This window comes from Streptomyces sp. NPDC001843 (assembly GCF_042891955.1).
Classification (GTDB): Bacteria; Actinomycetota; Actinomycetes; order Streptomycetales; family Streptomycetaceae; genus Streptomyces.
Genome location: NZ_JBIATQ010000001.1, coordinates 374,499 through 389,808, shown reverse-complemented (window position 1 = coordinate 389,808; position 15,310 = coordinate 374,499). Strand labels below are relative to the sequence as shown.

Genomic DNA, 15,310 nt, shown 5'->3' with positions numbered 1-15,310 from the left:
GGGCACGCACTGACCGAAGGTGGGGATCAAGATGAACACCGAGACGAAGAAGAGTGCCTGGACCGTCGTCTGCGCCGTCGCCACGGTCGTCCTCGGGCCGGCCGCCGTCACCGCCTCCGCGCTCGACCAGGCCAACAAGGCGCCGATGCACCACGCGGTGCGGGCAGAGCAGACGCAGGCGTACATCCCGTCGGACAGCACCGGCCGCCGCCGTGCCGACGTCTGAGGCCTATTCCTTGAAGCGGGCCCACAGACGGGGGTAGCGCTCGGCGAGCGCCCCCTCGTCCTCGAAGTCCAGCGGTGTGCCCTCCGGCTCCGCCGGTGCGGGGGCGATGCCCAGGTCCGGTGCCACCGTGCCGGTGAGCTGCTCGTACGCCTCGTCCGCCGCGTAGCCCAGTTCCTCGCCGTCGCCGTCGATCTCCTCGTCGAAGTCGTCCAGGAGCTCGGCCAGCGAGTCAGGGGCGTGCACGGCGCCCTCGTAGACCTCGCGGCCCTGGCCGATCAGCCAGCAGCGGAAGAAGTCGAACGCGTCGTCGCTGGCCCCGTCGAGGAGCACCCAGGCGGCGCCCCACAGGTCCCAGGTGTACGCGCGGTTGTAGCGCGCCTCGAAGTGACGAGCGAAGTCCAGGACCATCTCCGGGTCCAGCGTCAGGAGCCGGTCCACCAGCAGGTCCGCCTGCTCCTCGGGGTCGCCCTCGGCGGCGTCGCGGGTGGCGTCCACCAGCTCCCAGAACTCCATCTCGTCCATCACGGCTCCAGCATCGGCCCTCCGGCACAGGGACGCACGCGGAGTGCGGTGGATCGCTACGGACAGGAGTACAGCGCGGCCAGCCGCCTCGCGTCCAGTGCGAAACGCGCCCGCAGTGCCTGAGGCGCCAGCACCTGCACCTCCGGGCCGAGCGCGGTGAGCTGGGTGTGCGCCACCTCCTCGGACTCCACCCGCAGGGTCAGCGTCACCCAGCCGTCGTCGTCCGCCGCGCCCGCGACCGGCGTCGCGTCCCGCACGGACACCGGATCGACCGCGTACGGCAGCCTCCGCATCCCCTCCGCCGACAGCCGGACCGTCACCTCGGCCCGCAGGATGGAGCGGGCGAACCTCTCCGCCTGCTCCGCCCAGTGACCGGGGAGGTCGAACTCCTCGTCCCGGTCGAAGCGGGTCTGCGAGGGCTCGGCGGCGGTGAAGCGGTCCATGCGGTACGTGCGGAAGGCGCCGGCCTCGGGGATCCGCGCGCACAAATACCAGACGCCCGCCTTCAGCACCAGCCCGTACGGCTCCAGCGCCCGCTCCACCTCCGTACCGTCCCGCCGGTAGCGCGCCGTCACACGGCGGTCGTCCCACACCGCCTCGGCGATCACGGGCAGCAGCGCCGGTGTCTCCGGCTCGCGGAACCAGGCCGGCGCGTCCATGTGGAAGCGCTGCGCCGCCGTGCGCGGGGCGTCCCGCAGGGAGGGCAGCAGGGCCGCCGACACCTTCAGCCGGGCAGCCGAGGCCACGTCCTCCAGGCCCATCTCCCTGAGCGCCCCCGGTACGCCGGACAGGAACAGCGCCTCCGCCTCGGTCCGGGCCAGGCCCGTCAGCCGGGTCCGGTAGCCGCCGATCAGCCGGTAGCCCCCGGCCCGGCCCCGGTCCGCGTACACCGGCACCCCCGCCTCCGACAGCGCCTGCGCGTCCCGCGTGACCGTCCGCTCCGACACCTCCAGCTCGCGGGCGAGTTCGGCGGCGGTCATGGCCGGACGGGACTGGAGCAGGAGCACCATCTTGATCAGGCGGGCGGCACGCATGCGTTCATGATGCCGGAGGGCACCGACAGCGCCCACGGACAGCGAGAGGGGCACGGCGACCACGCCGTGCCCCTCTTGTCCAGCGACGGCCTACGGGCCGTACTGGCTACAGGCTGTACTTCTCCCGCGCTTCCTTCACCGCCGTCGCCTTGACCTCGCCGCGCTTCGCGAGCTGGGCGAGGGCCGCGACGACGATCGACTCCGCGTCGACGCCGAAGTGGCGGCGGGCCGCCTCACGGGTGTCCGAGAGACCGAAGCCGTCGGCGCCCAGCGAGGACCAGTCCTGCTCGACCCACTGCGCGATCTGGTCGGGGACCTGGCGCATGTAGTCGGAGACCGCGAGCACCGGGCCCTCGGCGCCCTGCAGCACCTGGCGGACGTACGGCACCCGCTCCTCGCCGCGCAGCAGGGCCGCGTCGGCCTCGAGCGCGTCGCGGCGCAGCTCCGTCCAGGAGGTGGCCGACCAGACGTCCGCCGCCACGCCCCAGTCCTCGGCGAGCAGCGTCTGCGCCTTCAGCGCCCAGTGGATCGCCGTGCCGGAACCCAGCAGCTGGATGCGGGGGGCGGTGGGGGTCCCCCCGGGCTCGAGCGAAGCCGAGAGTTTGGGGGAGGCCGGGGTGATGCCCGCCGACTCGGCCGTGTTGAAGCGGTACAGGCCCTTGACGATGCCCTCGTCGATGCCGGGGACCGACGGCTTGGCCGGCTGCGGCAGGGGCTCGTTGTAGACGGTCAGGTAGTAGAAGACGTTCGGGTCCTCACCCGGGGCCGCCTCGCCGTACATGCGGCGCAGACCGTCCTTCACGATCGCCGCGACCTCGTACGCGAACGCCGGGTCGTACGTCAGCGCCGCCGGGTTCGTCGCCGCGATCACCGGGGAGTGGCCGTCGGCGTGCTGCAGGCCCTCGCCGGTCAGTGTGGTGCGGCCCGCCGTCGCGCCGACGAGGAAGCCGCGGCCGAGCTGGTCGCCGAGCTGCCACATCTGGTCGGCGGTGCGCTGCCAGCCGAACATCGAGTAGAAGATGTAGAACGGGATCATCGCTTCGCCGTGCGTCGCGTACGACGTCGAAGCGGCGATGAAGTCGGCCATCGAACCGGCCTCGGTGATCCCCTCGTTGAGGATCTGGCCGTTCTGGGCCTCCTTGTAGTACATGAGCTGGTCGCGGTCGACCGGCTCGTACGTCTGGCCCTTGGGCGAGTAGATGCCGAGGGACGGGAAGAGGCTCTCCATGCCGAAGGTGCGCGCCTCGTCGGGGACGATCGGCACCCAGCGCTTACCGGTCTCCTTGTCGCGGACCAGATCCTTGACCAGGCGGACGAAGGCCATGGTGGTCGCCACGTTCTGGGAGCCGGAGCCCTTGTCGAAGGAGGCGAAGGCCTTCTCGGCGGGGGCGGGCAGGGGCGCGAGCGGGTGGACACGGCGGGCCGGGGCCAGGCCGCCGAGGGCCGCACGGCGCTCCTGGAGGTAGCGGACCTCGGGGGAGTCGGCGCCGGGGTGGCCGTAGGGGACCACTCCGTCGGTGAAGTCGCTGTCCTTGATCGGCAGGTCGAGCAGGTCGCGCATCGCCTTGAACTCGTCCACCGTCAGCTTCTTCATCTGGTGGTTGGCGTTCTTCGAGGCGAAGCCCGCGCCGAGAGTGTGGCCCTTGACCGTCTGGGCCAGGATCACGGTCGGCGCGCCCTTGTGCTCGACGGCCGCCTTGTACGCGGCGTAGACCTTGCGGGCCTCGTGACCGCCGCGCGAGAGGTGGAAGCACTCGAGGATCTTGTCGTCGCTCAGCAGCTTCGCCATCTCGACGAGCGCCGGGTCCTTGCCGAAGAAGTCCTGGCGGATGTAGGCCGCGTCACGCGTCTGGTACGTCTGCACCTGGGCGTCCGGCACCTCGCGGAGCCGGCGCACGAGCGCGCCCGTGGTGTCGAGCTGGAACAGCTCGTCCCACGCCGAGCCCCACAGGGTCTTGACGACGTTCCAGCCGGCGCCGCGGAACTGGGCCTCCAGCTCCTGCACGATCTTGAAGTTGGCGCGGACCGGGCCGTCGAGGCGCTGCAGGTTGCAGTTGATGACGAAGGTGAGGTTGTCGAGGCCCTCACGGGAGGCCAGCGCGAGCGCCGCCGTGGACTCCGGCTCGTCCATCTCGCCGTCGCCGAGGAAGGCCCAGACGTGGGACGAGGAGACGTCCTTGATGCCGCGCGCCGTCAGATAGCGGTTGAAGCGGGCCTGGTAGATGGCGGAGAGCGGCCCGAGGCCCATGCTCACCGTCGGGAACTCCCACAGCCAGGGCAGGCGCCGCGGGTGCGGGTACGACGGGAGGCCGTTGCCGCCGGCCTCCTGACGGAAGTTGTCCAGGTGCTGTTCGGTCAGCCGGCCGTCGAGGAAGGCGCGGGCGTAGATACCGGGGGAGGCGTGGCCCTGGATGTAGAGCTGGTCGCCCGAGCCCGTGGCGTCGCCGGACTCCTTGCCCTTGAAGAAGTGGTTGAAGCCGGTCTCGTACAGCCAGGCCGCCGAGGCGAAGGTGGCGATGTGGCCGCCGACGCCGTGCTTGCTGCCCCGGGTCACCATGGCGGCCGCGTTCCAGCGGTTCCACGCGGTGATCCGGGACTCCATCGCCTCGTCACCGGGGACGGCCGGTTCGGCGGCGGTCGGGATGGTGTTGACGTAGTCCGTCTCGAGGAGCTTCGGCAGCGCGACACCGCCCGCCTCGGCACGCTCCAGCGTGCGCCGCATCAGGTACGCGGCGCGGTGCGGCCCGGCCTCCCTGGCCACGGCGTCCAGGGAGGCCTGCCACTCGGCGGTCTCCTCCGGGTCGCGGTCCGGGAGCTGGTCGAGCGCGCTCGGCTGGATGGCGTTGGGGTCGGTCATGTCGCCGCCTTCCTCAGTCGAAGGGGGTTCCCTCATCGGTGAAGGGTTCGGGGGTGCCCTTGGTCTTTGGCAGGACAGGGCTGAAGGCTTCGGGGGTGGAAGCCCGTCGAGGACTGTAACTCCCTGATCGATGATCGATCAAAGGGTTGAGTGGCAAAACCTCTTGATTACGAGAAAGTCGGCACGCGGTGCCTTCAGTAGGGGCACCGAGTGTCGCCGCTGGGAGGCGTTTTCGCAGGTGAGCGCAGGGATGCTCGACTGCGGTTCAAGCGCGCGGAGCGCAGCCCAGCACGTGGGCCTTCACCAGCTCCGCGATCCGCGGGTCCCGTCGCTTGAAGGCCTGCACCAGCTCCTCGTGCTCCTCCGCGTACGACTGCTGGACCGTGCCCAGCCAGCGGATGGAGAGGGCGGTGAACACCTCGATGCCGAGGCCCTCCCAGGTGTGCAGCAGTACCGAGTTGCCCGCCGCCCGGACCAACTCACGGTGGAAGCCCACCGTGTGGCGGACCTGACCCGTGCCGTCGGCGTTGCGGTCGGCGTCGTAGAGCGCGATGACATGCGGCTCCAGGGCCGAGCAGTCCTCGGCGAGCCGGCCGGCCGCCAGTTCCGCCGCTATGGCCTCCAGCCCGGCCCGGACCGGGTAGCTCTCCTCCAGGTCGGCCGCGGTCAGATTGCGCACCCGTACGCCCTTGTTCGGCGCGGACTCGATCAGGCGCAGCGATTCCAGCTCGCGCAGGGCCTCCCGTACGGGGGTCTGGCTGACCTCCAGCTCCGTGGCGATCCGCCGCTCGACGATCCGCTCGCCCGGCTGCCAGCGCCCGCTGACGATCCCCTCCACGATGTGCTCGCGGATCTGCTCGCGCAGCGAGTGGACGACGGGCGCGGTCATGGGGGCTCCTTAGGGAGGGGCCGTCCTGCGGCCCCCGGGGGCTTCGACGATTAGACAATACGGCGGGTTCGCTCCGCGGGTAGGTCGCATGGGGGCGCTTTTGCGCAGGTGAGACGAGCCTTACACGGTGAGCACCCCGACAAACACGAACACCCCGCCCGGGAGGACCCGGACGGGGTGCCGCACTGCCTGATCAGGAGAGTCAGAGGCCGAGCTCGACCTCGAACTCGCCTGCCTCCAGGATCGCCTTGACCGCCGTCAGGTAGCGGGCGGCGTCGGCGCCGTCCACCAGGCGGTGGTCGTAGGAGAGGGTCAGGTACGTCATGTCGCGGACGCCGATGACCGTGCCCTCCTCGGTCTCGATGACGGCCGGACGCTTGACCGTGGCGCCGATGCCGAGGATCGCGACCTGGCCCGGCGGCACGATGATCGTGTCGAACAGCGCGCCACGGGAGCCGGTGTTGGAGATGGTGAAGGTCGCGCCGGACAGCTCGTCCGGGGTGATCTTGTTGGCGCGGACCTTGCCCGCCAGCTCCGCCGTGGCCTTGGCGATGCCGGCGATGTTGAGGTCGCCCGCGTGCTTGATGACCGGGGTCATCAGGCCCTTCTCGGAGTCCACCGCGATTCCGACGTTCTCGGAGTCGAAGTAGGTGATCGTGCCCTCGGCCTCGTTGATCTTGGCGTTGATGACCGGGTGGGCCTTCAGCGCCTGCGCCGCGGCCTTGACGAAGAACGGCATCGGGGAGAGCTTGACGCCCTCGCGGGCCGCGAAGGAGTCCTTCGCCTTGGCGCGCAGCTTCATCAGACGGGTGACGTCGACCTCGACGACCGAGGACAGCTGGGCCTGCTCGTGCAGGGCCTTGACCATGTTGTCGCCGATGACCTTGCGGATCCGCGGCATCTTCACGGTCTGACCGCGCAGCGGGGAGACCTCGAGCGCCGGGGCCTTCTTGGCCGGAGCGGCGGCAGCGGCCGGGGCCGGGGCCGGGGCAGCGGCGGCGGCCTTCGCGGCCTCGGCGGCGGTGATGACGTCCTGCTTGCGGATGCGGCCGCCGACGCCGGTGCCCTTGACGGTGGCCAGGTCGACGCCGTTCTCGGCGGCGAGCTTGCGCACCAGCGGCGTCACGTAGGCGCCCTCGTCGGTCGCCTGGGTGGCGGTCGGCGCGGTGGGCGCGGTGGCCGGGGTCACCGGAGCCGGAGCCGGGGCGGGAGCGGGCGCCGGAGCGGAGGGCACCGGCTCGGGGGCCGGGGTGGTCTCCTGCTGCGGGGCCGGAGCCGTGGGCGCCTGCGGGGCCGGGGCGGCCGGAGTGGGCGCGGGCGCCGGAGCGGCCGGGGCGGGAGCCGGGGCCTCGGCGGCGGGCGCCGGGGCCGGGGCGGCCGGAGCCGGAGCGGCGGCCGGGGTGGCACCCGGGGCGCCGATGACGGCGAGCTTGGCGCCGACCTCGGCGGTCTCGTCCTCGCCGACCACGATCTCCAGCAGCACACCGGAGGTGGGCGCCGGGATCTCGGTGTCGACCTTGTCCGTGGAGACCTCGAGCAGCGGCTCGTCGGCCTCGACGGACTCGCCGACCTCCTTCAGCCAGCGGGTGACGGTGCCCTCGGTGACGGACTCACCGAGCGCGGGCAGGACCACGTCCGTGCCCTCGGCACCGGAGGCACCGGCGGTGGCCTCGGCGGTCGGGGCAGGAGCCGGGGCGGCCTGCTCGGTCGAGGGGGCGGCCGGGGTCTGGGCGGCCGGAGCGGCCGTGGGGGTCGGCGCCGGCTCGGCGGCCGGGGCGGACTCGGCGGCCGGGGCCGGAGCGGCAGCGGGGGCCCCGGTGCCGTCGTCGATGACGGCCAGCTCGGCGCCGACCTCGACGGTCTCGTCCTCGGCGACCTTGATGGAGGCCAGCACACCGGCGGCGGGCGAGGGGATCTCGGTGTCGACCTTGTCGGTCGAGACCTCGAGCAGCGGCTCGTCGGCCTCGACGCGTTCGCCCTCGGCCTTCAGCCAGCGGGTGACAGTGCCCTCGGTGACGCTCTCACCGAGCGCCGGAAGGGTTACGGAAACCGCCATGGTTTCGGTTGCTCCTAACGAATTGCGGAAGTCTGTGTCGTCGCGAGTTGTCGCGCGCCCGTTGACCGAAGGCTCAGTCGTGGGAGTGGAGGGGCTTGCCGGCCAGGGCCAGGTGGGCCTCGCCGAGCGCCTCGTTCTGCGTCGGGTGGGCGTGGATGAGCTGGGCCACCTCGGCCGGCAGCGCCTCCCAGTTGTAGATCAGCTGGGCCTCGCCGACCTGCTCGCCCATGCGGTCGCCGACCATGTGGACGCCGACCACGGCACCGTCCTTCACCTGGACGAGCTTGATCTCGCCCGAGGTGTTCAGGATCTTGCTCCTGCCGTTGCCCGCCAGGTTGTACTTCAGAGCGACGACCTTGTCCGCGCCGTAGATCTCCTTGGCCTTGGCCTCGGTGATGCCGACGGAGGCGACCTCTGGGTGGCAGTAGGTGACCCGCGGGACACCGTCGTAGTCGATCGGGACGGTCTTGAGACCGGCCAGACGCTCCGCCACCAGAATGCCCTCGGCGAAGCCGACGTGCGCGAGCTGCAGCGTCGGGACCAGGTCACCGACGGCGGAGATGGTCGGGACGTTCGTCCGCATGTACTCGTCGACCAGGACGTAGCCGCGGTCCATGGCGACACCCTGCTCCTCGTAGCCCAGGCCCTGCGAGACCGGGCCGCGGCCGACGGCGACGAGGAGGATCTCCGCCTCGAACTCCTTGCCGTCGGCGAGGGTGACCTTGACGCCGTCCTGGGTGTACTCGGCCTTCTGGAAGAAGGTGCCCAGGTTGAACTTGATGCCGCGCTTGCGGAACGCGCGCTCGAGGAGCTTGGAGGAGTTCTCGTCCTCGACCGGGACCAGGTGCTTCAGGCCCTCGATGACCGTGACGTCCGAGCCGAAGGACTTCCACGCCGAGGCGAACTCGACGCCGATGACACCGCCGCCCAGGATGATCGCCGACTTCGGCACCCGGTCCAGGACGAGGGCGTGGTCGGAGGAGATGATGCGGTCGCCGTCGATCTCCAGGCCCGGCAGCGACTTCGGCACGGAGCCGGTCGCCAGCAGGACGTGACGGCCCTGGACGCGCTGACCGTTCACGTCGACGGAGGTCGGGGAGGACAGCCGGCCCTCACCCTCGATGTAGGTCACCTTGCGGGAGGCGACGAGGCCCTGCAGGCCCTTGTACAGGCCGGAGATCACGCCGTCCTTGTACTTGTGGACCCCGGCGATGTCGATGCCCTCGAGGGTGGCCTTGACGCCGAACTGCTCGCTCTCGCGGGCCTGGTCGGCGATCTCGCCCGCGTGCAGCAGGGCCTTGGTGGGGATGCAGCCCCGGTGCAGGCAGGTGCCGCCGACCTTGTCCTTCTCGATCAGGGCGACGTCCAGGCCCAGCTGCGCTCCGCGCAGGGCCGCGGCGTAACCACCGCTACCACCGCCGAGGATCACTAGGTCGAAAACGGTGCTGGCGTCGTTCGCCACGTCACGTCCTCCATGCATGTGCGCCACGCCGGTCGTCGGTGACCGGTCGGCGGCTGGTGTCCGGCCGCTCTTCTTCGGCCCTGTGGTGGGGGCCCTGTCCTGCCGAGCCCCATCTTCGCACTTGTCAGTCGTGTCCGAGACGCCGGGCCGGTGTGTGAGACGTCCCACGTTCAGATGTGCACGGGGTGGAGGCGCGCCCCTCGGGGGCGCAGCCCCGAGGGGCGCGGGGAACTGCGCGACCGGCCACCCACGGCCCGCAGTCGCCGTACGGCAGAGCGGACCGAGCTGAAAGGCGCCGCAGCCCCCGCGCCCGGGGGATCAGCCGAGGTCGCCCGAAGCCGCCAGCTCGGCCAAGCGCACCAGCGTCCGCACACCCGAGCCCGTGCCGCCCTTGGGCGTGTACCCGAAGGGCCCCTGCTCGTTGAAGGCCGGGCCGGCGATGTCGAGGTGGGCCCAGGTGATGCCCTCGCCGACGAACTCGCGCAGGAAGAGACCGGCGACCAGGCCGCCGCCCATCCGCTCGCCCATGTTGGCGATGTCGGCGGTGGGGGAGTCCATGCCCTTGCGCAGGTGCTCCGGCAGCGGCATCGGCCAGGACGCCTCGCCGACCTCCTCGGCGGCCTCGACGATCGCCGCGCGGAACGCGTCGTCGTTGGCCATGACACCGAAGGTCCGGTTGCCCAGCGCCAGCACCATCGCACCGGTCAGCGTCGCCACGTCGACGATCGCGTCCGGCTTCTCCAGCGAGGCCGCCCACAGCGCGTCGGCGAGGACCAGGCGGCCCTCGGCGTCGGTGTTGAGGACCTCGACGGTCTTCCCGCTGTACATGCGCAGCACGTCACCGGGGCGGACCGCGGTGCCCGACGGCATGTTCTCGGCGAGCGCCAGCCAGCCGGTGACGTTGACCTCCAGGCCCAGCCGGGCGGCGGCGACGACGGCGGCGAACACGGCGGCGGCGCCGCTCATGTCGCACTTCATCGTCTCGTTGTGACCGGCGGGCTTGAGCGAGATGCCGCCCGAGTCGTACGTGATGCCCTTGCCGACGAGGGCCAGGTGCTTCTTCGCCTTCGAGGACGTGTACGACAGCTTCACCAGGCGCGGCGTGGCCGCCGAGCCGCCGCCGACGCCGAGGATGCCGCCGTAGCCGCCCTTGGTCAGGGCCTTCTCGTCGAGCACCTGCACCTTGAGGCCGTGCTCCTTGGCCGCCGCCACGGCGACCTGGGCGAACGCCTCGGGGGTGAGGTCGTTCGGCGGCATGTTGATCAGGTCGCGGGCCCGGTTGAGCTCCTCGGCGACGGCGGCGGCACGTGCCACGGCACCCTTGTGGGCCGCGTCCCGCGGCTTGCCGCCGAGCAGCGTCGCCTCGGCGAGGGGACCCTTGCCGTTCTTCGCCTTCGACGACCGGTCGGCCTTGCCGTTGTCCTTGTACGCGTCGAAGGAGTACGCGCCGAGCAGCACGCCCTCCGCGATCGCGCCGATGTCGCCGGCGTCGCCGACGGGCAGCGCGAAGGCGGCCTTCTTCGCACCGCCGAGGGCACGCGCGGCCACACCGGCGGCCCGGCGAAGGGTCTCGGCGTCGTACCAGCCGTCCTTGTCCGGCGCCGCCCCCAGGCCCACCGCCACGACGAGCGGCGTCTTGAAGCCGGCCGGGGCGGGCAGCTTCGTCAGCTCGCCCTCGGCACCCGAGGCACCGAGGGTGTCCAGGACGTCGGCGAGCCTGCCGTCGTACGCCTTGTCCACGGCCTCGGCGCCCGGCGCGACGACGAGGTCCCCAGACTTGGGCGCAGTGCCCTTGGCGACACCGATCACGATCGCGTCGGCCCGCAGGCCGGGCACCGCGGCGGTGCTGAGAGTGAGAGCAGTCACGGTGGTGAAATCTCGCTTCCGATATGTAAGTTCTGTGGCCGATGCGGGTGGGTCGACCGGGCCCGGGGAGCGACCGCCCTGGCACCGAGCTGGGGAGGCGCGTTGCGACCGGGGCCTTCACCCTGTCGGCGAACACCCGGGACGAGCCTACGCGCGTCGTCGCGTTCACTCATTCCTGCGGGTGTACACGGCCCGGTCCCCCCGGGTTTACCACACGGCCGTCGACGGCATCGGCCCGCGGCCGACTCGCCCTCGGTCCTGGGCGCGGCCGGGAACTGACCTTCGATCAGCGGCCCAGGGCGAGGACGACGAGCGCCGTTGTCGCCGCGGTCTCCGCCAGCGCGCCGAACACGTCGCCGGTGACTCCGCCGAAGCGGCGTGTGCAGTGCCGGAGCAGGAGTTCGGCGACCGCGACGGCGCCTGCCACGGCCAGCGCGGCGCGGGCGATGTCGAAGGCGTCGAGGAGGGCGCCCGCCGCCCCGGCCAGCGTGACGACGCCGGCCGCGACGGCCAGGGCGCCCCCGGTCGGCACCACCCCGGCGACCGCGGCCCCGAGCCCCTCCGGCCGGGCCGCCGGCACCCCGTGGCGGGCGGCGAGGGTCAGTGCCAGCCGGGCCGCCGTGGCCGAGACGACGGCGGCGAGCGCGCCCCGCGCCCATGAGCCGCCGTAGGCCTGGGCGAGCGCGGCCACCTGGGCCAGGAGCGCGAAGACCAGCGTGAGCACGCCGAACGGCCCGATGTCCGACTGCTTCATGATCCGCAGCGCGTCCTCGGCGGGCTTGCCGCTGCCCAGCCCGTCCGCGGTGTCGGCCAGCCCGTCGAGATGCAGGCCCCGGGTGAGCGCGGCGGGTACGGCGGCGGTGGCGACGGCGGCGAGCAGCGGGCCCGCGCCGAGGAGGAGCAGCAGCAGACCGAGTGCGGCTGAGCACGCCCCGACCACCAGGCCGGCCAAGGGGGCGCACAGCATGCCGCCGCGCGCCGCCTCCCGATCCCAGCGGGTCACCCGGACCGGGAGCACGGTGAGGGTGCCGAAGGCGAAGCGCAGGCCGTCCGGCCAGGGGGTCTTGAGCACCGGCGCAGGCTACCCGGCGCTCGGACGGGCCGGTACGGCCGCTCCCGCGGGCGGGCACGACCCCGGGGCTAAAGTGCGCATATGGGACATTGGTGGTACCGGAACATCGTCGAGCCGGGCAAGCTGCCGCTGCTCCTCGCCCTCGGCGCCTTCGTCCTGACCTTCGTGGTCACCCGCGTGATCACCCGCCTGATCCGGGCGGGCAAGGGGCCGTTCGGCAACGTCACGGGGGCGGGCGGGCTGCACATCCACCATGTGGTGCCCGGGGTCGTCCTCACCGTGGTCGGCGGTTTCGGGCTGGTCGCCAGCGACCGGCACGCCTTCGGCGGAGGGCTCTTCGCCGTCGTCTTCGGCATCGGCGCGGGACTCGTCCTGGACGAGTTCGCGCTGATCCTGCACCTCCATGACGTCTACTGGACCGAGGACGGCCGCAAGAGCGTCGAGGTCGTCGTCCTCACCGCCGCCCTCGTCGGCCTGATCCTCGTCGGCTTCTCCCCGTTCGGCGTCAACGACCTCACCGAGGGCGAACTCCAGGACCGCGGCACCGTCATCTCCACCGTGGCCGGGAACTTCCTCCTCTCCCTCGTCGCCCTGACCAAGGGCAAGCTCCGCACCGCGATCTTCGGCGTGATCGTCCCGGTCGTCGCACTGGTCGGCGCGGTGCGCCTGGCCCGGCCCGGCTCCTACTGGGCCCGCCGCCTGTACCGCCGCCGACCGCGGGCGCGTGCCCGCTCGATACTGCGGGACTATCACCACGACCGGCGCTGGCTGCGCCCGGGTCTCGCCTTCCAGGACTGGATCGGCGGAAGGCCGGACCCGACGCCGTCGAGGGTGCCTGACCGGCGCTGACCCTCCCGCAGGGTCTCCGCCGCGCACAGCAGCCCCACGCCCGCCAGGGCCGCCAGGTGTTCCCTGCCCGCCAGGTTCTCCTTCGCCAGGACCTCCGCCAGCATCGCGGCGGCCACGCCACCCGCCGTGACGTACGCGCCGTAGCGCCACCCCAGGTACACGGCGAGGCCCACCACGGCCGCCGACGGGCCGGTGTCCACGACCTGGGCGTCCGTGGGGGGTAAGCCCAGCAGGTGGTGCGGGCCCAGCGCGATGCCGACGCGCGCGTACAGCGTGCCGGCGAGCGTGGCCACGTACGCGATGGCCAGCGTCCGCCGCCGGCCCAGACAGATCTCGGCGAGGCCGAACACGAACAGGATCTGGACGAGCGCGCCCCACACCGGCAGGTCCAGCGCCGGCACGAACAAGGAGAGCGGAGTCCGCAGCAGCGCCAGCCACACGGGGTCCGCCGCCCGTACGGCCCCCACGGACTGTATCGGCCGGCAGCCCCAGGACCGGTTCTGCACCAGCTGCACCGCCGCCGTCAGACACACCGCCCCGACCGTCATCGGGACCGCCCGCAGACGCCGCTTCAGCAGCGGCTCGCGCACGGTGGCGTACAGCAGCCCCCATTCGACGCGGACCCAGCGGGCGAGCGGGTTCATCTGCGGCCCTCCAAGTGCTTCCGGTGTAACCACTTCGGCAACCCCGGCGCTTCCAGGAACCCCTCCGCCCGCGCCGACGCGAGGCCGATGCGCAGCAGGTCCGCGCTCTTCTCGAAGAGCAGGAACCGGGGCTCCCAGATGGGCCGGTACTTCGCGTTGGCGCGGTACAGCGACTCGATCTGCCACCAGCGGGAGAAGAAGCTGAGCAGCGACCGCCACAGCCTCAGCACCGGCCCGGCGCCGAGGCGTGCGCCACGTTCGAAGACGGAACGGAACATGGCGAAGTTGAGTGAGACCTGGGTGATCCCGATTTCGGCGGCCCGGCGCAGGAGTTCGATGACCATGAACTCCATCAGCCCGTTGTCCGAGTCCCGGTCGCGCCGCATGAGGTCCAGGGACAGGCCGTGCGGCCCCCAGGGGACGAAGGACAGCAGCGCCCGCAACTCGCCCCGCGCGTCCGCGCACTCGAGCATCACGCACTGCCCGTCCCCGGGGTCGCCGAGCCGCCCCAGCGCCATGCTGAACCCGCGCTCGGTCGCCCCGTCGCGCCAGTCGTCCGCCCGCCGCAGCAGGTACGCCATGTCATCGACGGGGATGTCCTCGTGCCGCCGGATGCGCACCGTGTACCCGGCCCGCCGCACCCGGTTGTACGCCTGCCGGACGGTCCGCATGGCCCGCCCCTCCAGGGTGAAGTCGGCGACCTCCACGATCGCCTCGTCGCCGAGCTCCAGCGCGTCGAGGCCGTGCCGCGCGTACACGATGCCCGCCTCCTCGCCGGCCCCCATCACGGCCGGGATCCAGCCGTGCTCGCGCGCCTGGGTCAGCCACGGCACGATCGCGCCCGGCCAGGCCTCCGGGTCGCCGATCGGATCCCCGGAGGCCAGCGACACCCCGCCCACCACGCGGTAGGCCACCGCCGCCTTCCCGGTCGGCGACCACACCACGCTCTTCTCCCGGCGCAGCGCGAAGTAGCCGAGCGAGTCCCGCTCGCCGTGCCGGTCCAGCAGTGCCCGCAGCCGTTTCTCGTCGTCCTCGGTGAGCGGGTCCACGGCACGTCGGGAGCGGAAGGCGGCGTAGAGCACGGCCAGGACGAGGAGCGTGCTCATCACGTTGATGACGACGTTGACCCAGTTCGGGGAGGTGATCCCCGGGAACCGCGCCTCGTCGGCGGCGACCGAGATCAGGCGGAGCGTGCCGTAGTGCCAGCGCTCGGCGAACGTCGAACGCCCGGCGTCCGGGGCCTGGTTGGTGGCCGTGACCAGCAGCGCGGCCAGAACCGAGGCGACGATCCCGCCCCCGACCGCGACCGTGACGGCCAGCTTGGGGTTGGACCGGTCGCCCTTGGCGTAGAACTCCCGGCGGCCCACCAGCAGCGCGCCGACGAAGGCGGCCGACAGGAACAGGGAGATCCAGTTCTGCGCGTACCGCTGGATCTCCGGGAACGCCATGGCGAACGCGAACAGGGCCAGGAACAGGCCGCTGAGCACCAGGTTCAGGATCCACGCGGCCCGCTTGCGGCGCCGCATGGTGATCGCCAGGAACGTGGTGAACACGCCCGAGGCGAAGCCGGCCGTCAGCAGGTACGGCGTGAACAGGTTCTCCTGGTTGTGCCGCCGCACGTCCTGACCCAGGGAGACCCAGACGGCGCTGAGGAAGTTGACGAAGGCGACCGCGCGCAGGTACCAGACGGCGAGGGCCGCGGCCCGCCGGGACGCCCCGGTGGACCGCCGCCCGTTCTCACCCGGCCGGTCCGGGGTGGCCTGCTGGTCCGCGGCAATTCGGGCATCTCCCATGATGGAGGATCATATGGGTGCCGCTGCGGCGAACCGTGTC

12 protein-coding genes are annotated in these 15,310 nt (G+C 72.1%); 2 read left to right on the top strand and 10 right to left on the bottom strand.

The genetic code is table 11. The features are described 5' to 3' along the window. Nucleotides 1-31 precede the first annotated feature (31 nt). Nucleotides 32-226, top strand: a complete 195-nt coding sequence (locus ACFYZQ_RS01815; RefSeq protein ID WP_389140541.1) for a hypothetical protein — start codon at nt 32-34, stop codon at nt 224-226. Between the two features lie 3 nt (nt 227-229). Here the strand turns inward: ACFYZQ_RS01815 and ACFYZQ_RS01810 are convergent, their stop codons facing one another. From ACFYZQ_RS01810 to ACFYZQ_RS01775, 8 genes are all read right to left on the bottom strand, one after another. Continuing rightward, nucleotides 230-748 carry a DUF4240 domain-containing protein gene (locus tag ACFYZQ_RS01810; protein ID WP_389140539.1) on the bottom strand — a complete coding sequence of 173 codons (519 nt, stop codon included), beginning with the start codon at nt 746-748 and terminating at the stop codon, nt 230-232. A gap of 56 nt (nt 749-804) precedes the next feature. Further along, the gene (locus ACFYZQ_RS01805) at nt 805-1,782 is read right to left on the bottom strand and encodes a helix-turn-helix transcriptional regulator (protein WP_389140537.1); all 978 of its coding nucleotides are present in this window, start codon (nt 1,780-1,782) and stop codon (nt 805-807) included. Between the two features lie 106 nt (nt 1,783-1,888). Then, complete coding sequence (aceE, locus tag ACFYZQ_RS01800; RefSeq protein WP_389140535.1) at nt 1,889-4,639, bottom strand: pyruvate dehydrogenase (acetyl-transferring), homodimeric type; 2,751 nt, start codon at nt 4,637-4,639, stop codon at nt 1,889-1,891. A 265-nt stretch (nt 4,640-4,904) separates the two neighbouring features. Then, the gene (locus ACFYZQ_RS01795; protein WP_389140533.1) at nt 4,905-5,528 is read right to left on the bottom strand and encodes a GntR family transcriptional regulator; all 624 of its coding nucleotides are present in this window, start codon (nt 5,526-5,528) and stop codon (nt 4,905-4,907) included. Nucleotides 5,529-5,730: 202 nt separating this feature from the next. Further along, a complete protein-coding gene (gene sucB / locus ACFYZQ_RS01790) occupies nt 5,731-7,584 on the bottom strand; it encodes a 2-oxoglutarate dehydrogenase, E2 component, dihydrolipoamide succinyltransferase (RefSeq protein WP_389140531.1) in 1,854 nt (617 codons plus the stop codon). Nucleotides 7,585-7,657: 73 nt separating this feature from the next. Beyond that, entirely contained in the window at nt 7,658-9,046 is a 1,389-nt protein-coding gene (gene lpdA / locus ACFYZQ_RS01785; RefSeq protein ID WP_388788325.1) for a dihydrolipoyl dehydrogenase, read from the bottom strand. 318 nt (nt 9,047-9,364) lie between these two features. Then, a complete protein-coding gene (locus ACFYZQ_RS01780) occupies nt 9,365-10,912 on the bottom strand; it encodes a leucyl aminopeptidase (protein ID WP_389140529.1) in 1,548 nt (515 codons plus the stop codon). 286 nt (nt 10,913-11,198) lie between these two features. Beyond that, nucleotides 11,199-11,984 (bottom strand): adenosylcobinamide-GDP ribazoletransferase, encoded by a 786-nt coding sequence (locus tag ACFYZQ_RS01775; protein WP_389140527.1) that lies wholly within the window; start codon nt 11,982-11,984, stop codon nt 11,199-11,201. A gap of 81 nt (nt 11,985-12,065) precedes the next feature. On the opposite strand from ACFYZQ_RS01775, the gene ACFYZQ_RS01770 reads away from it, so the two are divergent. Continuing rightward, on the top strand, nt 12,066-12,833 hold the full coding sequence (locus ACFYZQ_RS01770; protein WP_389140525.1) for a hypothetical protein: 768 nt from the start codon (nt 12,066-12,068) through the stop codon (nt 12,831-12,833). On the opposite strand, the gene ACFYZQ_RS01765 is transcribed toward ACFYZQ_RS01770, so the two are convergent. Continuing rightward, nucleotides 12,734-13,477, bottom strand: a complete 744-nt coding sequence (locus ACFYZQ_RS01765; RefSeq protein ID WP_389140523.1) for a hypothetical protein — start codon at nt 13,475-13,477, stop codon at nt 12,734-12,736. The two genes, ACFYZQ_RS01770 and ACFYZQ_RS01765, sit on opposite strands and share 100 nt — an antisense overlap. Next, a complete protein-coding gene (locus ACFYZQ_RS01760; protein ID WP_389140521.1) occupies nt 13,474-15,270 on the bottom strand; it encodes a phosphatidylglycerol lysyltransferase domain-containing protein in 1,797 nt (598 codons plus the stop codon). The genes ACFYZQ_RS01765 and ACFYZQ_RS01760 overlap by 4 nt, the downstream gene beginning before the upstream one ends. Nucleotides 15,271-15,310: the final 40 nt, after the last annotated feature.